The organism is Klebsiella sp. GW_Kp182 (genome assembly GCF_040062275.1).
In the GTDB taxonomy this organism is placed as follows: domain Bacteria; phylum Pseudomonadota; class Gammaproteobacteria; order Enterobacterales; family Enterobacteriaceae; genus Klebsiella; species Klebsiella michiganensis.
This window is the reverse complement of the sequence record NZ_JBEAFQ010000001.1, coordinates 90,062-107,943: the sequence shown is the minus strand read 5'-3', so window position 1 is coordinate 107,943 and position 17,882 is coordinate 90,062. Positions and strand designations below refer to the sequence as shown.

Annotated in this window: 17 protein-coding genes and 2 pseudogenes; 10 read left to right on the top strand and 9 right to left on the bottom strand. The window is 51.8% G+C overall.

Features of this window, described 5'->3' with window-relative positions:
• The first annotated feature begins 31 nt into the window (after positions 1–31).
• The 5 genes from fecA to fecE are packed head-to-tail and all read left to right on the top strand — an operon-like array spanning position 32 to position 6,042.
• Positions 32–2,368, top strand: a complete 2,337-nt coding sequence (gene fecA, locus ABLU88_RS00540) for a TonB-dependent Fe(3+) dicitrate receptor FecA (protein ID WP_348836080.1) — start codon at positions 32–34, stop codon at positions 2,366–2,368.
• A 58-nt stretch (positions 2,369–2,426) separates the two neighbouring features.
• The gene (locus ABLU88_RS00535; protein ID WP_014838166.1) at positions 2,427–3,329 is read left to right on the top strand and encodes a Fe(3+) dicitrate ABC transporter substrate-binding protein FecB; all 903 of its coding nucleotides are present in this window, start codon (positions 2,427–2,429) and stop codon (positions 3,327–3,329) included.
• Positions 3,326–4,324: an iron-dicitrate ABC transporter permease FecC gene (fecC, locus tag ABLU88_RS00530; RefSeq protein WP_048261619.1), complete on the top strand. Its 999-nt coding sequence runs from the start codon at positions 3,326–3,328 to the stop codon at positions 4,322–4,324. Before ABLU88_RS00535 ends, fecC begins: the two co-directional genes overlap by 4 nt.
• Positions 4,321–5,274, top strand: a complete 954-nt coding sequence (gene fecD / locus ABLU88_RS00525) for a Fe(3+) dicitrate ABC transporter permease subunit FecD (RefSeq protein ID WP_025106936.1) — start codon at positions 4,321–4,323, stop codon at positions 5,272–5,274. Before fecC ends, fecD begins: the two co-directional genes overlap by 4 nt.
• Positions 5,275–6,042, top strand: coding sequence for a Fe(3+) dicitrate ABC transporter ATP-binding protein FecE (gene fecE / locus ABLU88_RS00520; protein WP_048261618.1), 768 nt, complete (start codon positions 5,275–5,277; stop codon positions 6,040–6,042).
• 36 nt (positions 6,043–6,078) lie between these two features.
• Here the strand turns inward: fecE and fraE are convergent, their stop codons facing one another.
• Positions 6,079–7,122: a fructose-asparagine asparaginase gene (gene fraE, locus ABLU88_RS00515; RefSeq protein WP_009653379.1), complete on the bottom strand. Its 1,044-nt coding sequence runs from the start codon at positions 7,120–7,122 to the stop codon at positions 6,079–6,081.
• A 279-nt stretch (positions 7,123–7,401) separates the two neighbouring features.
• Between fraE and ABLU88_RS00510 the strand changes: the two genes are divergently transcribed.
• Positions 7,402–8,592, top strand: a complete 1,191-nt coding sequence (locus ABLU88_RS00510; protein ID WP_014228927.1) for an HD domain-containing phosphohydrolase — start codon at positions 7,402–7,404, stop codon at positions 8,590–8,592.
• A 77-nt stretch (positions 8,593–8,669) separates the two neighbouring features.
• Positions 8,670–10,454 carry a sensor domain-containing diguanylate cyclase gene (locus tag ABLU88_RS00505; RefSeq protein ID WP_025106933.1) on the top strand — a complete coding sequence of 595 codons (1,785 nt, stop codon included), beginning with the start codon at positions 8,670–8,672 and terminating at the stop codon, positions 10,452–10,454.
• Between the two features lie 72 nt (positions 10,455–10,526).
• Here the strand turns inward: ABLU88_RS00505 and ABLU88_RS00500 are convergent, their stop codons facing one another.
• Positions 10,527–11,411: a LysR substrate-binding domain-containing protein gene (locus ABLU88_RS00500; protein ID WP_048261612.1), complete on the bottom strand. Its 885-nt coding sequence runs from the start codon at positions 11,409–11,411 to the stop codon at positions 10,527–10,529.
• Positions 11,412–11,511: 100 nt separating this feature from the next.
• On the opposite strand from ABLU88_RS00500, the gene ABLU88_RS00495 reads away from it, so the two are divergent.
• Positions 11,512–11,814 carry a carboxymuconolactone decarboxylase family protein gene (locus ABLU88_RS00495; protein WP_042944906.1) on the top strand — a complete coding sequence of 101 codons (303 nt, stop codon included), beginning with the start codon at positions 11,512–11,514 and terminating at the stop codon, positions 11,812–11,814.
• A gap of 5 nt (positions 11,815–11,819) precedes the next feature.
• Positions 11,820–12,209: a tautomerase family protein gene (locus tag ABLU88_RS00490; RefSeq protein ID WP_048261610.1), complete on the top strand. Its 390-nt coding sequence runs from the start codon at positions 11,820–11,822 to the stop codon at positions 12,207–12,209.
• 343 nt (positions 12,210–12,552) lie between these two features.
• Here the strand turns inward: ABLU88_RS00490 and ABLU88_RS00485 are convergent, their stop codons facing one another.
• The 3 genes from ABLU88_RS00485 to ABLU88_RS00475 form a co-directional block, all read right to left on the bottom strand.
• Positions 12,553–12,921: a D-Ala-D-Ala carboxypeptidase family metallohydrolase gene (locus ABLU88_RS00485; protein ID WP_348836079.1), complete on the bottom strand. Its 369-nt coding sequence runs from the start codon at positions 12,919–12,921 to the stop codon at positions 12,553–12,555.
• A 28-nt stretch (positions 12,922–12,949) separates the two neighbouring features.
• On the bottom strand, positions 12,950–13,507 hold the full coding sequence (locus tag ABLU88_RS00480; RefSeq protein ID WP_042944902.1) for a hypothetical protein: 558 nt from the start codon (positions 13,505–13,507) through the stop codon (positions 12,950–12,952).
• Positions 13,508–13,746: 239 nt separating this feature from the next.
• A complete protein-coding gene (locus ABLU88_RS00475; protein ID WP_224267678.1) occupies positions 13,747–14,031 on the bottom strand; it encodes an antitermination protein in 285 nt (94 codons plus the stop codon).
• Positions 14,032–14,222: 191 nt separating this feature from the next.
• Here ABLU88_RS00475 and ABLU88_RS00470 point away from each other — a divergent pair.
• Positions 14,223–14,476: pseudogene (locus ABLU88_RS00470) on the top strand (integrase); the annotation flags it as partial.
• Between the two features lie 100 nt (positions 14,477–14,576).
• Here ABLU88_RS00470 and ABLU88_RS00465 read toward each other — a convergent pair.
• From ABLU88_RS00465 to ABLU88_RS00450, 4 genes and pseudogenes are all read right to left on the bottom strand, one after another.
• Positions 14,577–14,744 (bottom strand): annotated as a pseudogene (locus ABLU88_RS00465) (isocitrate/isopropylmalate family dehydrogenase); the annotation flags it as partial.
• Between the two features lie 305 nt (positions 14,745–15,049).
• Positions 15,050–15,373, bottom strand: coding sequence for a hypothetical protein (locus ABLU88_RS00460; RefSeq protein WP_014228924.1), 324 nt, complete (start codon positions 15,371–15,373; stop codon positions 15,050–15,052).
• A 5-nt stretch (positions 15,374–15,378) separates the two neighbouring features.
• Positions 15,379–16,071, bottom strand: a complete 693-nt coding sequence (locus ABLU88_RS00455; protein WP_014228923.1) for an EAL domain-containing protein — start codon at positions 16,069–16,071, stop codon at positions 15,379–15,381.
• Between the two features lie 354 nt (positions 16,072–16,425).
• Positions 16,426–17,484, bottom strand: a complete 1,059-nt coding sequence (locus ABLU88_RS00450) for a sensor domain-containing diguanylate cyclase (protein WP_004224164.1) — start codon at positions 17,482–17,484, stop codon at positions 16,426–16,428.
• Positions 17,485–17,882: the final 398 nt, after the last annotated feature.

Sequence of the window (17,882 nt, the reverse complement as noted above, 5' to 3'; positions counted from 1 at the left end):
GAATATAACCAAAAACGATGGTGGAGAAGAGATGACGCCTTTACGCGTTTTACGCAAACCGATGCCTCTGGTGATGGCAATCCGTTTAAGCCTGCTGCCGCTAGCGGGGCTGGCTGCCGCGCCGGTATTCGCCGCCGCGCAGTATGATATTGCCGCCGGGGAGTTAGATCACGCCCTGAACCAATATGCCGCCCGCAGCGGTATCACGCTTTCCGCCGACGCCAGCCTGACGCGCGGCAAGCATAGTCCGGGCCTGCACGGCAGCTTTGAAACCGAAGAGGGTTTACGCAGGCTGCTGAACGGCAGCGGATTACGGCTCAAGCCGCTGGGCAAGAACGTCTGGACCCTGGAGCTGGATCCCGCGTCCGTCAGTGCAGAATCCACCCTCACCGTCGTCGGGGACTGGCTTGGCGACGCGCGCGAAAATGATGTCTTTGAGCACGCCGGCGCCCGCGACGTGATCCGTCGGGAGGATTTCGCCAAAACCGGTGCCGCCACGATGCGCGAAGTGCTGAACCGGATCCCCGGCGTCAACGCGCCGGAAAATACCGGCACCGGCAGTCACGACCTGGCGATGAACTTCGGTATTCGTGGCCTCAACCCGCGGCTTGCCAGCCGTTCCACGGTGCTGATGGACGGTATCCCGGTTCCCTTTGCCCCCTACGGCCAGCCGCAGCTTTCGCTGGCGCCGGTCTCGCTCGGCAATATGGACGCCATCGATGTCGTGCGCGGCGGCGGCGCGGTGCGCTACGGGCCGCAGAGCGTCGGCGGCGTGGTGAACTTCGTCACCCGCGCCATCCCCGAGGATTTTGGCATTCAGGGCGGCATTGAAGGGCAGCTCAGCCCCACCTCTTCGCAAAACAACCCGAAAGAGACGCATAACCTCGCGATCGGCGGCACGGCGGACAACGGTTTCGGATCCGCCCTGCTTTACTCCGGCACCCGGGGCAGCGACTGGCGCGAACACAGCGCCACGCGGATTGATGATGTGATGCTGAAAAGCAAATACGCGCCCAACGAAGTCCATACCTTTAACAGCCTGCTGCAATACTATGACGGCGAAGCCGATATGCCCGGCGGCCTCTCCCGCGCCGACTACAACGCCGACCGCTGGCAGTCCACGCGTCCTTATGACCGCTTTTGGGGGCGCCGCCAGCTCGCCAGCCTCGGCTACCAGTACCAGCCGGATGCGCAGCATAAATTTAATATTCAGGGGTTCTATACCCATACCCTGCGCAGCGGCTACCTGGAACAGGGTAAGCGCATTACCCTCTCCCCGCGCGAATATTGGGTCCGCGGCATCGAGCCGCGCTACAGCCAAAGCTTTATGATCGGCCCATCCGCCCACGAAGTCGGCATCGGCTATCGCTACGTCAACGAATCGACCCACGAGATGCGTTACTACACCGCGACCACCAGCGGCGAGCTGCCCAGCACCGCCAGTCCGTACGATCGCGATACCCGTTCCGGCACCGAAGCCCACGCCTGGTATATCGACGATCGCGTGGATATCGGCAACTGGACGATTACGCCAGGTATGCGCTTTGAGCACATTGAGTCTTATCAGGACAATAATCTGCTGGGCACCCGCGAACGGGTCAGCTATAACGCCCCGCTCCCGGCGCTGAATGTTCTTTATCACCTCACCGACAGCTGGAATCTTTATGCCAACACAGAAGGCTCATTCGGCACCGTACAGTACAGCCAGATTGGCAAGGCTGTGCAAAGCGGCAATGTGGAACCGGAAAAAGCGCGAACCTGGGAAGTCGGCACCCGCTACGATGACGGCGCGCTGACCGCAGAGATGGGGCTGTTCCTGATTAACTTCAACAATCAGTACGATTCCAACCAGACCAATGACACGGTCACCGCCCGCGGTAAAACCCGTCATAGCGGCCTGGAAGCGCAAACCCGTTACGCCCTCGGCGAGCTTTCACCCGCGCTTGATAATCTCTCTGTCTACGCCAGCTATGCGTACGTCAATGCTGAAATTCGCGAGAAAGGCGATACCTACGGTAACCAGGTTCCCTTCTCGCCGAAGCACAAAGGCACCTTTGGCGTCGATTACAAGCCCGGCAGCTGGACGTTTAACTTCAACGGCGACTTCCAGTCGAGCCAGTTTGCCGATAACGCCAATACCGTTGCCGAAAGCGCCGATGGCAGCACCGGCCGCATTCCCGGCTATATGCTGTGGGGCGCTCGCGTGGCCTATGACTTTGGCCCGCAGATGGCCAATCTCAACCTCGCGCTGGGGGTGAAAAACATCTTCGACCATGCGTATTACACCCGCTCGTACGACGATAACAACAAAGGGCTTTACGCCGGTCAGCCGCGCACGCTGTACCTGCAAGGATCAATGAAGTTCTGATGATAGAGCGTTGCCGGACAGCGCTATTCGCGCCCTGTCCGGCAAGCTGGAGTGAATAATGTTTAGCCTTGTTCGTCTGTGTATTTTCAGCCTGCTGTTTCTGGCGGGCCCGCTCTTTGCCGCCACCGTACAGGATGAGCGCGGTCGCTTTACGCTTGATAAAACGCCGCAGCGCATCGTCGTGCTTGAACTCTCCTTTGTCGACGCGCTGGCGGCGGTTGACGTTAGCCCGACAGGCGTGGCCGATGACAACGATCCGTCGCGTATTCTGGCGGACGTACGCGCACGTCTGAAGCCCTGGCAGTCGGTGGGCACCCGCGCCCAGCCTTCACTGGAGGCCATCAGCGCGCTGCATCCCGATCTGATCGTCGCCGATAGCAGTCGCCATGCCGGAATTTACGCCGCCCTGAGGCAAATTGCCCCGGTGCTGCTGTTGAAATCGCGCAATGAAACCTGGGAGGAGAACCTGCAGTCAGCGGCGATTATCGGCAAAGTAGTGGGTAAGGATAAGGAGATGCAGCAACGTCTGGCGCTGCATCGGCAAAAAATGGCGGCGTTTTCCCGACAGCTGCCGGCTGGCGCCAGCGTGCTGTTTGGCACCTCTCGCGAACAGCAGTTTAATCTTCACTCAACGCAAACTTATACCGGCAGCGTGCTGACGGCGCTTGGCCTGAAGGTTCCGCCGCCGATCGGCGGCGCGCCGATGGCGGCGATAAATTTCGAACAGCTGCTGGCCCTGAATCCGCAATGGCTGCTGGTCGCCCATTACCGTACTGAAAGTATCGTGAAAAAATGGCAGCAGGACTCCCTGTGGCCAATGCTGCAGGCCGAGCAGAAAGGGCAGGTCGCAGCCGTCGACAGCAACAGCTGGGCGCGGATGCGCGGGATCTTCGCCGCCGAGCGTATTGCCAGCGATATGGTTAAAATTGTCCACCACCGGGCGGTTGATATCACGCCATGAAACCGTTCCGTCGCGCGTTTTTTATCTGGGGATGGCCGCTGCTGGCCCTCAGCGGCCTGTTCTGGCTGAGCCTGTTCTGCTATTCGCCCATCCCGATTTCGCCGCTCAACGCCCTTCACGCCCTGCTGGCGCCTGAGTCTCCTTCGCTTGCGGAGGCGCTGGTGCTTAATCTGCGCCTGCCCCGCAGCCTGGTGGCGGTAATGCTCGGCGCCTCGCTGGCAATGTCGGGGGCGTTATTACAAACGCTTACCCATAACCCGCTGGCATCGCCTTCACTGCTCGGTATTAATAGCGGCGCGGCGCTGGCGATGGCGCTGACCAGCGCATTCAGTCCGGCACCGCTGGCGGGCTCTTCGCTGGCGCTGATTGCCGCCTGCGGCGGCGGAATAAGCTGGCTGCTGGTGATGAGCGCCGGCGGCGGCTGGCGTCAACAGCAGGATCGCCAACGGTTGATCCTCGCCGGTATTGCTCTCTCGGCGCTATGCATGGCGTTGACCAGAATGACCCTGCTGCTGGCGGAAGATCGCGCCTGGGGCATTCTTACCTGGCTTGCGGGCGGCGTTTCCCACGTGCGCTGGGCCGAGTTCTGGCAGCTTTTCCCTTTTGTCGCGCTGATTACCCCCGGCGTATTCCTGCTGGCCAACGCGCTTAATCTGCTCAACGTCAGCGATACCGCCGCCCATTCGCTGGGGGTGAATTTGCCGCGCCTGCGCCTGCTTATCAACGCGGCCGTGTTGCTGCTTACCGGCGCCAGCGTCAGCGTCGCCGGACCGATTGCCTTTGTTGGCCTGCTGGTCCCGCATCTGGCGCGTTTTTGGGCGGGTCACGATCATCGTACTTTTTTGCCGGTCAGCGCCCTGCTGGGCGCCCTGTTTATGCTGCTGGCGGATATGCTCGCCAGAGCGTTGGCCTGGCCGGGTGAACTGCCCGCGGGCGCGGTGCTGGCGCTGGCGGGCGGGCCCTGTTTTGTCTGGCTGGTCAGGAGACGCGGGTGAAACAACGCATCGTGTTTTTATGGCTCGCGCTCACGCTGTTAACCCTGTTCTCGCTGCGGATGGGGGCGATCCCGCTGCCGTGGCGAGCGCTGCTCAGCGGATGGCATACGGACAGCGAGTATCACTACGTCCTTATGCAATATCGCCTGCCGCGCGTGGTGCTGGCGCTGATTATCGGCGCCGCGCTGGCGGTTTCCGGGGCGCTGGTTCAGGGTATTGTGCATAATCCGCTGGCCTCGCCGGACATTCTGGGCATTAACCACGGGGCGAGCCTGACCTCGGTGGCGGCACTGTGGTTTTTACCGTCCCTGCCCCTGCCGTGGCTGCCGCTGCTGGCCTTTATCGGCGGAATGGTGGCGATGGTAATACCGCTCGCCCTTGCCGGTTTTTCTCGACCAATGCGCCTGGCGCTGACCGGCATCGCGCTGTCGGCCTGCTGGGCCAGCGTGACCGACTACCTCTTACTGTCGCGGCCACAGGAGATCAATAACGCGCTGCTGTGGCTGACCGGAAGCCTGTGGGCCAGAGACGGCGCATTCGTCATCATCGTCCTGCCCCTGCTGGCGATTTTGCTGCCCTTAAGCTTCGCTCTCAGTCGCGATCTCGACCTGCTGGCGCTAGGCCATGAGCGCGCGGGAACGCTCGGCGTCAACGTACGCTGGCTTAACGGCTACGGCTTAACGCTGGCGGTGGCCCTCGCGTCGATTGGCGTCGCGGTCTGCGGTCCTGTCGCCTTTATCAGCCTTGTGGTGCCGCATCTTGTGCGTCGCCTCTTCGGCGGCCGCCATCGCCGTTTATTGCCGCTCTCTGCGCTCACGGGCGGACTGGTTCTGCTGCTCGCCGATCTGCTGGCGCGAACGCTGCATCCGCCGCTTGAACTGCCGGCAGGCGTGCTGACGGCGATTATCGGCGCCCCCTGGTTTATCTGGCTTCTTGTGAGAATGCGTTAAATGGAACTGCGAATAGAAAAGCTAACCGCTGGCTATGGCGGCAAGCGCGTTATCAACAATCTCGATCTGACGCTACCGGGCGGGAAAATTACCGCGCTGCTGGGGCCAAACGGCTGCGGTAAATCAACGCTGCTGAAGTGTTTCTCTCGCCTCCTGACGCCCATCGCCGGCGAGGTCTGGCTCAATGATGTCCCCTTAAACCGCCTCTCCGCCCGTCAGCTGGCGCGGCGACTGGCGCTGCTGCCGCAGCAGCATCACGTTCCGGAAGGCGTCACCGTACGCGAGCTGGTCGGCTACGGCCGAAGTCCGTGGCTACCGCTGTGGGGGCGGCTTTCCGCGCAGGATCGACAGCAGGTCGACAGCGCGCTACAACGAACCGGCATCGCTGCGCTGGCGGAACAACCGCTGACCGCCCTTTCCGGCGGCCAGCGGCAGCGGGCTTTTCTGGCGCTGCTGCTGGCGCAGGATACGCCGCTGGTGCTGCTCGATGAGCCAACGACCTGGCTGGATATTCATCATCAGGTGGCGCTGATGACGCTGATGCGCGAGCTGCAGACGATGGGCAAGACCGTGGTCACCGTACTGCACGACCTGAACCAGGCCAGCCGCTACTGCGACCATCTGGTGGTGCTTGAAGGGGGCCAGGTGCAGGCTCAGGGTCTGGCGGAAACGGTACTGACGCCGGAGATGCTACGGGAGATTTTTCACCTGGAGGCGGAGATTCACCCGGAGCCGGTGTCGCAGCGCCCGATGTGCGTGGTGAAATAACCCGGGTAAGGCGCGCTGCGCCCTACCCGAAGTTGATCAGTAGGTGTGGAAGTACTGCTGGATCACCTGCGGATTTTTCGTTTGCGTCAGCGCCGTCATCAGCAGGATGCGCGCTTTTGCCGGGTTGAGCGAGTCGGCTACCAGCCCAGGCTGGCCGTCATCAACCGGCACCACGCCGCTGCCGGTACGCGAGGCGCGAACCACCACGATACCGGCTTTTTCCGCCTTTTCGATCCCCGCCGCGCTGCGTACGGAGACCGACCCCGCGCCGGTGCCCGCATAGATAATCCCGTCAGCATGGTGCGCGATCGCCGCGTCATACATATATTCAGGGTCATCCTGATAGCCATAAATAATGACCACTTTCGGTAGCGCGTTAAGATTGCGGACGTCAAAAACCGAACGCACGGTATGAATTTTATCCACGCGAGTTTCGAACTGCGGTTTGCCGCTCACGATAACGCCCAGATAGCCCTCTTCCGGCGCCTTGAAGGTATCCAGCGTCGTGGCGTTGGTCTTAGTGACAAAACGCGCCGCGCCGATGCGGTCATTAAGCACCACCATCACGCCGCGGCCCTTCGCTTCCGGGTCGGCCGCCACGGTCACCGCTTCCAGCAGATTCATCGGACCGTCGGCGCTGATGGCCGTGGCCGGACGCATTGCCGCCGTGAAAACGACCGGCTTATTGCTTTTTACCGTCAGGTTGAGGAAATAAGGCGTCTCGTCCAGGGTGTCGGTACCATGGGTAATCACTACGCCGTCCACATCATCGCGTGCCAGCAGTTCATTGACGCGCTTTGACAGTTTGAGAATGATGTCGCTGGTCATATTTTCGCTGCCGATATTAGCGACCTGCTCGCCGTCAACGCGTGCGACTTTGCTCATCTCAGGCACGGCATTAATCAGCGTCTGTACGCCAATCGCGCCGGCTTTGTACCCGGTAGTCTGGGTATTGCTGGCCGCTGAACCGGCAATCGTCCCTCCGGTCGCCAGGATTACGATATGCGGCAGACGCGTCTCACTCGAAGCGAAAGCGCTTATCGCCAGTAACGTAATTGCCAGTAATGCTCTAAAATTCATCATGACTCATCCCAAAATAGATATTAAATAAATTCGCGCAGAGAGAATGCAAACGGCTTGCCAGGATTTAATGTATTTTACTCGGTAAAAATGATTAACTATCGGACAAAAAAGGATTTTTACTTCGCCCGGAGCGCTACTTTGGTGCAGGGACGCGCTAAAAATGGGCAGGATAAAAATGCGAAACCCGAATGGACTTATTCAATCTATTTTGTCATGTCGGCATCGCTATCAACGAAATAGAGCAAAACGGTGCGGGTAATGCGATGGAGAAAAACGATGCATAATATCGCCTTAAAATCAGCATTGATGCTTACCACCCGCGTCATACAAATTATTAACCCTGAATTACACCTGCATATGCAACGAACGGCGCTGATCGCGCTGGAGCTTGCGCAGGCGTCAGGGCTCTCGCGTCAGCAGCAGCAGACGATCTTTTGCGCCGCGCTGCTGCACGACATTGGCGTTCTGGGCGATAAACGAGTGTTCTCCTCGCTGAACGCCATCGATAACCTTAACGACCCGCATCAGCACCGGGGAGCAGAAATGCTGGCCGGGTTAGCGACCCTGGCCCCCATCCTGCCGATTATCCGCGATCACCATTTTAGCCCACACCACAAAGGCAGCCTCGAACAGCATATCGTCTATTTCGCCGACGTGTTTGAACGCCTGCTTGCTGGCGATAAGCACGCGACAACCTTTCAAACCGATATGATTATTGGTAAATTTCGCGCGCTTTACCAGGCGATAGATCCGCCGCTATGCCAGACTTTGTGCCAGCTCGCACAAAAAGAGCATTTTTGGCTGCACCTCAATCCCGGACATATTCAGCGAATGCTGGAGATCATCGGCCCTATCAACCATGTTTATATCGATATCGACGGTCTGAAAGATATCTGCCTGTTAATTGCCAAAATTGTCGATACCTACAGCAGCTTCACCGCCAGCCATAGTCTGAAGGTCGGGCGAATTTCGCGCACCCTTGCCGCTTATATGAATTTGCCGGAGATGGAGTGTAAGAAAATTGAGATTGCCGGCTATTTACATGATATTGGCAAAGTGCACATTCCGCTGAAAATCCTGGAGAAACAGGGCGAACTGAATGACGAAGAGCTGCTTCAGGTGCGGGAACATAGCTATATGACCGGCGAAATTCTTAGCACCTTCAGCGAACTCGGCGAAATAATTAACTGGGCCGCGAATCATCATGAAAAGCTGGATGGCAGCGGCTATCCGCTTCATCTCAATGAGCATTACCTGCAGCTCCCGGATCGGATTATCGCCATCGCGGATATTTTCACCGCGCTTACCGAAGACCGCCCCTATCGCCCCGGAATGAGCCGTCAGCAAGCGTTACAGCTGATAGAGAGTGATGTTATAAATGGCGCGCTGGATAAAGACGTGTACCGCATTTTGCATCACCATGCCGAAGCGCTGCACGCTATTATTACTCACACGCTGCACCCGTAATCACCGTTTTTTTTCCGGTGAAGCCGGAGTGTGACGATAAAAAAATAATTAATTCATCTGCACGCAAGGAATATCCGGTGAGAATCGCCACCATGACTAACTGGGCCTACGGGATCACCGTCGCCCTGACCCTCGCCTCAGGCATCGCCATGCTGATGGCCTCAAGTGCGGATAATGCCGAACGCCGCGCCGTCGAACAACGCCAGGCGTTTGACCAGCTAAGCGAAGAAGTAGAAAGCGGCGCCTGGGAGCTTTCCGATCTCGCGCGACTTTACATCATTCAAAAAAATCAGGATGTGCTGCAGGAGTACCGGCAGCAAGCCCAGGCCACCGCCGCCATTGAACATCGTCTGGAAAAGCTGAAAGACAATGGCGCAACCGCTGAAGAGCTGGCGCTGCTGCGCGAGGGTTTACAGATAGCCGATGAACTTCAGGATGAGCAGCAAACGGCGCTGGCGCAGGTTGCCAGGGGAGAAGAAAAAGCGGCGGTCAGCCTGCTTTACGGCGCTGCCTATGAGCAGGAGCTTGAGCGGGTCCAGACGCAGCTCGATCACTTTCGCCTGATGCTCGAAGGCCGGGTGAATAAAACCATTGCCGAGGCTACGGAGAAGTCACGGATCTGGCGTACGCTTTCTGAGATCATGGTTGGGCTCACCGCGCTGATGTTCCTGTTTGTGCTGGGGTTTATTCTTAAGCGGCGGGTGCTCTATCCCGTCGTTCGCCTGAGCGACGTGGTGCAGCGGCTGGCATCGCAGGATTATGCGGTTGAGACGCCGCAGTTTACCCAGATTGATGAAATTGGCGATATGGCCCAGGCCATTCGTATCTTTCGCGAGAACGGGCTGGCGCGGCAGCGGCTGGAACAAGAGCGCGATGCGGACTGGGCGGTCCGCGAGCTGCTGGCGAGGATGACCCAGCGCTTGCAGGGCTGCGAATCGTTCGAGGATGTGATCAAGGTTGCCGAACTGTTCGCGCCAAATATCGCCCCGGAGATCCCGGGCCGGCTGTATATTCTCGATACCGATCCCTGGCAGATGCGCTGCGTGGCGCAGTGGCTTTCTCCGCCGCTTGAAGCCGACGTCTTCCATCCGGATAACTGCTGGGCCGTGCGGCGCGGGCTGAGCCATCCGCCGGTCAACGGTGAGCCGGATATCGCCTGTTATCACCTGTCGGAATCGCAGGCTCAACGGTCGCTATGCGTGCCGCTGATTGCGCAAGGAGAAGCGATTGGTCTGCTCTCCTTCAGCAACGTCACCTCCGCGACCGCCCCGTCCCGCGCCTATCTTGAACTGATGGCCGAAGCCCTGGGTCTGGCGCTGGCGAACCAGCGTTTACGCAACGCGCTGCTGGAAAAGGCGCTGTTTGATTCATTAACCGGCCTGCGTAACCGCCACCACCTGGATGACGCTCTGCATACGCAAATGAATCTGGCGGTACGCAACGGTACGCCGCTGAGTTGCCTGATGATCGATATCGATCACTTTAAGGCGATTAATGATAGTTATGGTCACGAAGCGGGCGATCTGGTCATTAAAAACGTCGCGGCGATTATTCAACGTGCGGTGCGCGATATTGGGATGGCCTTCCGCTATGGCGGCGAAGAGTTCCTGGTATTGCTGGGCGGAACCGATGAAGAGGCCGCGATGGCCTGCGCGACCGACATCTATCACAGCGTTCAACTGCTGACGCTACGCTATGGCCTGGCTGAAATTGGTCAGGTCGATGTGTCCATCGGCATCGCCAGCTACCCGCAGCATACGCAAAGCGATAGCCTGCTGCGCGCGGCTGACGCTGCGCTCTACCGGGCAAAAGAGCTGGGGCGGTCGAGAATTGTGAGCTTTGGGATGTTAAAGGCGGATTGAGTCGCCTTCCGGAGGGCGAAGATGCCGTATTCACCTGTGCTTATGAAAAGCCTACGCCCAGGTGAATAACGCTCACATCGCGCTTGATAGCGCGTCTTCCATCAGTTGTCCCAACAGCGCCTGCGCGCCGTGCCCCCTGTCGTTCCCCTGCCCCAGCGTCAGCGAAATACCAAGACTTCCCGGCGATGGCAGCAGGCTTCCCGCCACGCGCAGGTTGCCGGGCATGCCGATGCGTGTACGTACGGTTATGCCCAATCCGGCCTGCACCGCCGCCCAGATGCCGCTCAGGCTATGGCTGATAAACACCACCTGCCAGGCGATGTTGGCCCGGTCCAGACAGTCGATGGAGCGGGAACGCATCAAGCACGGGCTTTCCAGCATCACCAACGGTAACGGTTTGCCCTCCGCCAGCAGCGTGGCAATATCCAGCTGCGGATGGGTTATCCACTCCAGCCGGCACTGGCCGATCGTCTTGCCTTCACGCTGTATGCTCTCCGCCTGCCACAGCAGCGCCATATCAAGCATATTGTCATTAAGCGCGTTGAGCAGCGCCCGGTTGCGATCGACTCGGGCAATAATTCGCATTCCTGGATGGTGGCGTTTAAACTCGCCAAGGATACCGGGCATAAGCGACTCGCCAAAATCCTCCTGCATGCCAATGCGTATTTCTCCCTGCAAGCGTTCGCCCTGAAGAGCTCGCTGTGCTTCATCATTCAGTGCCAATAGACGCCGGGCATACCCCATAATTATCTCACCATTCTGAGTCAGCGCCAGGTGGCGGCCTCTCTTCACCACCAAATCGGCGCCGCACTGCTGTTCCAGCTTTTTCAGCTGTGCGCTCACCGCCGAGGTAGAGCGGCAGAGGCGACTTGCCGCCTGCGCAAAGCTGCCGCATTCAATGCCGGTAACAAAACTGCGCAGCGCGTCGAGATCGAACGTAGGAGGGAGCTTATTCATGATTGTCCTGATAAACGGGATGAAGGGTCTATTATAATTCAATTTTCAGGATCGAAATGGCGCGCCAGAATGACGTTATCGTCAATACGGAGAGATAACAATGGCCAAACCCCTCGATCGTGAAACCCTGGCTCGCATTGCGCCGAAGTTAGCCGAGCTGAGTCAGAATGTACTTTTTAATGATATCTGGACGCGTGAACCGCTTTCCCCCCGCGAGCGCAGTCTGGTGACGCTCGGCGCTCTGACGGCGCTGGGCCGCGTTCAGCAGCTCCCCTGGCATATCCGCTTCGCCCAACAAAATGGCCTGACCCGTGATGAGATAATTGAAGTCTTCACTCATCTGGCATTTTATGCCGGCTGGCCCGCGGCGGTTTCCGCCATCGAATGCCTGGAAGAGGAGTAACGCCGATGCCCTTTACCCGTATTACCCTCCATCAGAGTTATAACGATACGCAAATCATGCAGATTTCCGACATTTTGCAACAGAGCCTTGAAACAGAATTTGCCGTCCCGCCCCACGATCGCTTTCAGGTTTTCGAAAGGCTGCCGGCGAACCAGCATGTGTTCGACCGCCGCTATAAAAGCGCTGGCCGCAGCGACAGTTTTATTCAATTCCATCTTCTGGCTGGTAAGCCTCGTTCATTGGCGCAGAAGAGGAACTTCTGCCGTACCTTGTGTCGGGAGCTACAGACGAAACTGCATATTAGTCCGGATGATGTGATGGTGATGATGCAGTTCAATACCGCCGATGAGTGGAGCTTCAGCCATGGGCTTCTGCTCTCTGAGGAGGCGTTATGATGGTAATGCAGTGTCGTTTTACCTGGCCCGGCGATTACCCTACGGCTCTCTTTGACCGAGACGTTGAGCAAAACGGAGCCAGACTTATCATTCAGACCACCTGCATAGCAGATGGCATTGATAAAGCCCACAGGGGCGTACTAAGTCCAGACTCTGAATTCGGATTTTCCCATGAGTAGCGTTACTGGCAGAGCCAACCTGTTGCTAACCACCTCCATAGGAGGTGGTGTTTATACAGGGATAAAAACCCACACATTGGCGGGTTTATCAACGCTGAACATTCAAAGCCCATCGTTGTACTTACAATACCCATTTTTTTGAAGCCCCCTCCACTCCCGACACTTCAATTCAATGGCACATGATATTTTGTTGGTCGTACATCAATATGAACGAAATTGGCATATTCAATGACGCCATATTTACCTGAATATGCCTGATCAAAATAATCGTAAACATTTTTCGGACTAACGTTATTTATAACAATATCAGCAGCCCATGCTTGTAAATGAAATGAGTTAGGAGCACCTCCGACTTGCTTATTATAAATCACACATCTAAAACCTGAATTTATATGTATTGGTTGATTGAAATGCTCCCGCGCAGCCTCCAATATATTAATTAGCTCTGGCGGCACATTAAAATTCTCACCACAACCATCATTACACGCAAACTCTTCTTTATTAAAATGCGATGACAAAGGAAAGGGTGCCATAAAAATAACCTCAACGTTAAGTTAAAAATCACTTTTCGCCATCTAAACTCTCTGCAGCCAAACAAGATGCAGATAAATTAGAAGCAATCATATAAACATCTTTCGGTTCTTTTGCAATTTTAGCAGCATCTGCAGCCTGTTGAATTTGATGAGCTATACTTTCCTTTTGCTTAACAAAATAATTTGTACTTAGGGGACCTTTCTCAGAGTTACCCAATATCATACTAATAACACCCGCCATGCCTGCAGCAATCCCTCCGACAACAGTACTTGAGCCAGCAGCCATGAGTGTCGAACCAGTTATACCAGCAACACCGCCAGTCGTTCCAAGTAATAACTTGGTTTGCTCTGCGTTATTAGCTTTTATTTCATAATTATTGTGAATCACCCTACATCTGGCACTGGCTTCGAGGAAGTCCTTCCACGCTGCAGTGAACTCTTTATCCTCAACTGTACCATGAGCATCTATTAAAGAAGGGTAGTTGTTTAAGAACTCTTTGTTTATCTTAGGTACTGGCGACGTAGTGTAATAACAACCCGAGGTACAGATGATGCATAAAAACGCAATAGTTTTACGCCCATTCATAATAATCCCCCACCATTTTTATTACTATAACCACAACCCCTATTAATTGCATGGCGAATGGAAAATAAAAATTTTTACGCGTGATTTTAAGTTTCTGGAAAAATATAATAGACCTACTAATTTATTTCTCTAGTCAAAAAAACCACAAAACAACAGCATGCAAGTACAAATACGCAAAACACCATTAGTTTACATCGATATAGTAAGCCTTCTACTGTTTATAGAAGGCCTGGAGAAAGTCAACTTGTTATTTTTTTCAATTCAGCCTCGGCATAGCTCTCTTCCCGCCAACACTTTGTGACGAGAATATTGATCACCTCAGCATAGTCGCTATGCCACTGATAATTTGTCATATCTGGAGCCAAGCGAATTAGCCGACCTTTTACCAATGTAGTAGGCAAACGGCTGTAACCCTTGCCATTGCACCGCCCACATAATTTTTGTACCGGTACTTTAAGCAACTCAGTACGTTTTTTATCGAGTACAAGACCGCGCCCTTGACAGTCCCTACATGCAGTGCTTATCCAACCCTTTCCTGCACAATGTCCGCATGTTGATTCAACCTCTTCAGGTTTAATAAAAAAAGGGGGGCATACCTTTCACACCAGAATGTTTAACAACGTCCTTTACCTCTCGAATGACTCCCAGTCCATAGCAATGCGGGCATGTGCTCTTATTAGCGGCATATCTTGCATAATCTTTGAACGCAAAAGCGGCTAACCGTGGTGATCAAGCATCTACTAAAACCCTAACCTCTACATTTAAAAAAGCTTGGGATAAGAGCGGTCTTATATGGGATGACGGAACTGACCCACCTTTCATGAGCAGAGGTCACTTTCTGAACGTTTATATCATGGACAGGGGTTGGATACTCAAAAACTACTAGTTCATAAATCTAAGAAAATGACGGATAAATACAACGATGACCGGGGTAAAGAATGGGTCATTGTGGGGAAAAAAGCAGTCTGATTTTTAGTCGGTTTTGGGGAGAATTTTGGGGAAAGATTTTGAGCGGTAGTAAAAAAGGGAGCCATGAGGCTCCCTTCTATCTTCAATCAGCGATCGCTGATTACATATTCGCGATAATCGCGTCGCCAAACTCGCTACATTTCAGCAGTTTAGCGCCTTCCATTAGACGTTCAAAGTCATAGGTCACGGTCTTGGCGGCGATAGCGCCTTCGGTGCCTTTAACGATCAGGTCTGCGGCTTCGAACCACTGCATGTGGCGCAGCAGTAGTTAACCAATAACATCATTACTTGTTGATTTAAATAGAAAAATAGGTATTTTTGATACGTTATTAATGTGTTTAACCTAAGCCCTAACCTATTGAAATTCATTAGTATATTTTCAGTTTTGATAACTGGCTTTGAGTTTTTCAGCTCATCTGGATAGTGAATTATTAGCCAATAATACTTACTCCCTGTGAGTCGGGTTAAATATCTCCGGTGTTATAACTCATGATTTGAAAAGAAAATAAAAAAGCCTCGGAATCCGAGGCTTGCATTGGAACAAGCAGCGCCATTATATTATTTAATTACTACCTACCATGTAATGATTGCTCTTTTCCAAACCATCTTCCCTTTTTGTTCTTCTTTTATATGCAGAATCCTTTTCATAATAAAATATAAAATAAGAGAAAACGCAATGATAGCAATATATGTCCCGATACCGAAAGATACCAGAAACACAACCAAGATCCCAAAGAGCGCTACCAGTAAAGATGTGCAGATAGATATCAAATTAATTGTCTTGCGTGCGTCTCTTGATACATAGCCTTTAATCTTAAATGCATGGCAGCTGTGGCAGTGGTCCTCATTAATTAAAACTGCACCACAAAATGGACATTTATCATCTTTTGTTGTCATTTATTTTAAATCTCAACATAATAGTAATCACTCATCCACAACCTTCCCTGGCAAGCGCAATCAACAACAGAATGTACTTTATTTTTTTGTTCTATTGTCTCAACTCCCTCAACAATCACGAAATTGCAGTATGATTTTATTTTATTTATTCTTTTAAAGAATTCGCTCTCACTCTGTATTTCCCAGAAATAATCTTTATCAATTTTTATACATTCAAAATTAAACATATCAATAATTGTTAAACTTGTTAAGCCCCTTCCAAAATCATCCAGCCATACTGGACACAATTTTGAAAGACACTTTAAGTCAACCATACAGCATTTAGTATTGAATTCATGAAAATACTCGTTAATCTCAAAAGCAATGTTTTTTTGGTTTTTTAAGTAATCACCAATATATTTATCGTTCAAAATACAATCGCTAATAAGACTGTCAACATTCAACGAAACTGGCTTGAACTTCAATTTTGATGCATCAAGCTTTTCAATTGTCAATATCTGTCTCTTAAACACATCGATTTTTTCTTTATCGCTTAGCGAACTGAAGCAAAAAAGACCTTCATTAGCATGATAATCATTAGCGTTCTTTTTTTTAACACTTTTCGTGAGAATTTCCCAAGAATGAATAGAACCATCTTTTTTGTAAGATGGTTCTAAAACAAACCTGCAGGATTCTATTTCCACACTGTTCTTTAACATAAAAAAACACCGGAACTAAGAATATTCCTAATCGTGTCATAATTATAAATGAAAGAGAAATAGTTTAAAATGATCGATCATGATCGAACAATAGGCAAAACCTATCACACGCCACAAATTGATCGGTAATTCAAATCAAATGAAGTGAAAGGTAAAAATAGAAACATGATTTCATTATAAATCACAATAAAATCAATGTGTTATTAAATACTAATAATTTAGTGCCAGATATCAAACGTTAGTTGAGAAGGTGTCTGAGGTTCCGAAGAAATTTATCTGCGATGATAATGCCGATAATAAACCATCTTAAACATTTATAGGTATAACATCATAAGAAAATAAATCATTTCATCTTCAATTATTCGGCATGCAATATCCATTCTTCCCATTACGTTTAACTTCATATAGCATTTGATCAGCCTCTTTGATCCACTCGATAATTGATTCTTTATTTTCTGCACAAGAAATACCGATACTGACAGTACAGTACATATCTTTATGAGAAGGCAATGAAAGATCTTTAATTTTTTCCTGAATTATATCAACCATGGCTATAACAAGCTTGCTATTACTGTTGTTAACAATAATAGCCAACTCATCGCCACCAAATCTTGCTGGCACATCCTTCTCGCCAGCGCACTCTCGTAATATTGTTGATATACGAGATAACACCGCATCACCTACTTCATGACCATATGTATCATTAATTTTTTTAAAATTATCAACATCAATGAGCATAAGATAAGAATGAATTCTCTTTTTACGCGTCGCACGAAAAGCACTTTCCATTTTTTGCTCAAAAAATCGGCGATTTGGCAGATCTAAGCCAGGATCCATCAGCGCCTGTTTTTCCAGTAACTCCCTTCTTTTCCTCAACTTTATAGATAAGTGCCTTGAAACAACACTCAACACTATGGGATAACAGGTTGCCAACGGTAAAGAAAGCAATACCGTTCGGGTGCTGAATTCTATAGTATATCTGAAATCATTTGCTAACCAAACTATCACGAAACTAATCATCATCCACGTTAATGCTGGTTTTAAAATTTTCCATCCACCAGCAGCATAGCGATCAGCTATTTGAACGGAGATTATGAATAATGATGGAATTGGGCTAGCTTGCATTACGGCTATCCAGATACCAGCCCAGAATGAATCGAGTACCATATTCTTTTTTTCAGTACTCAGCATATCCTTCGACATCATGCTTGCCAGATAAGCAACCGATGGCCAGATGAGTGCATTCAAAATTAACAGGGCTATCGTTATTTTTTGATGTGACTGTTCCTGGAGGACTGAATATATAGGAAGAAAGCAAAGAACGACACCTATCTGACGTAAGAAATATACTCTTTTAATAAACGATGAATTTCTGTCAGATATGTATTTTTCATCTGGGAATTTTGTTAACATAGAAAGCCTATTATAAATCACTAAGAGCCGCTATCACTTTAAACCACTAAATTACAAGATAAAACCGCCCTGCATTACAAAGTTATAACATGGATGTGAAAATTACAAGATTGCACTTCAATTATTGATAAACGTATCAATAATAACATTTTGCATCCATTTTCTTGAATCTATCTGTACGTTTTAAATCTAATGAAAGGCAATACTTTAGGGTTATATCCTTAAACATAAAAACCCAACAGGATTTATCACTATTGCATTATTAATTTTGGTAGATTATTAAACAACGACACAACATCTGACCAGTAAAAATTTACTTGAACTTACTTATCGTTTACTCCAAATTATTCTGTGATGTACACAGCAATTAATGTCGTTACAGTTGCCCCCGGCAAGTG

What these genes read in the sequence shown, in the direction of transcription:
- fecE (WP_048261618.1), top strand. Translation starts at nt 5,275, where the DNA reads ATGGAACTGCGAATAGAAAAGCTAACCGCTGGCTATGGCGGCAAGCGC.
- ABLU88_RS00485 (WP_348836079.1), bottom strand. Translation starts at nt 12,921, where the DNA reads ATGGCACCCTTTCCTTTGTCATCGCATTTTAATAAAGAAGAGTTTGCG.
- ABLU88_RS00480 (WP_042944902.1), bottom strand. Translation starts at nt 13,507, where the DNA reads ATGAATGGGCGTAAAACTATTGCGTTTTTATGCATCATCTGTACCTCG.
- fecC (WP_048261619.1), top strand. Translation starts at nt 3,326, where the DNA reads ATGAAACCGTTCCGTCGCGCGTTTTTTATCTGGGGATGGCCGCTGCTG.
- ABLU88_RS00490 (WP_048261610.1), top strand. Translation starts at nt 11,820, where the DNA reads ATGCCCTTTACCCGTATTACCCTCCATCAGAGTTATAACGATACGCAA.
- ABLU88_RS00500 (WP_048261612.1), bottom strand. Translation starts at nt 11,411, where the DNA reads ATGAATAAGCTCCCTCCTACGTTCGATCTCGACGCGCTGCGCAGTTTT.
- ABLU88_RS00450 (WP_004224164.1), bottom strand. Translation starts at nt 17,484, where the DNA reads ATGTTAACAAAATTCCCAGATGAAAAATACATATCTGACAGAAATTCA.
- ABLU88_RS00495 (WP_042944906.1), top strand. Translation starts at nt 11,512, where the DNA reads ATGGCCAAACCCCTCGATCGTGAAACCCTGGCTCGCATTGCGCCGAAG.
- ABLU88_RS00460 (WP_014228924.1), bottom strand. Translation starts at nt 15,373, where the DNA reads ATGACAACAAAAGATGATAAATGTCCATTTTGTGGTGCAGTTTTAATT.
- ABLU88_RS00535 (WP_014838166.1), top strand. Translation starts at nt 2,427, where the DNA reads ATGTTTAGCCTTGTTCGTCTGTGTATTTTCAGCCTGCTGTTTCTGGCG.
- ABLU88_RS00510 (WP_014228927.1), top strand. Translation starts at nt 7,402, where the DNA reads ATGCATAATATCGCCTTAAAATCAGCATTGATGCTTACCACCCGCGTC.
- fraE (WP_009653379.1), bottom strand. Translation starts at nt 7,122, where the DNA reads ATGAATTTTAGAGCATTACTGGCAATTACGTTACTGGCGATAAGCGCT.
- fecA (WP_348836080.1), top strand. Translation starts at nt 32, where the DNA reads ATGACGCCTTTACGCGTTTTACGCAAACCGATGCCTCTGGTGATGGCA.
- ABLU88_RS00455 (WP_014228923.1), bottom strand. Translation starts at nt 16,071, where the DNA reads ATGTTAAAGAACAGTGTGGAAATAGAATCCTGCAGGTTTGTTTTAGAA.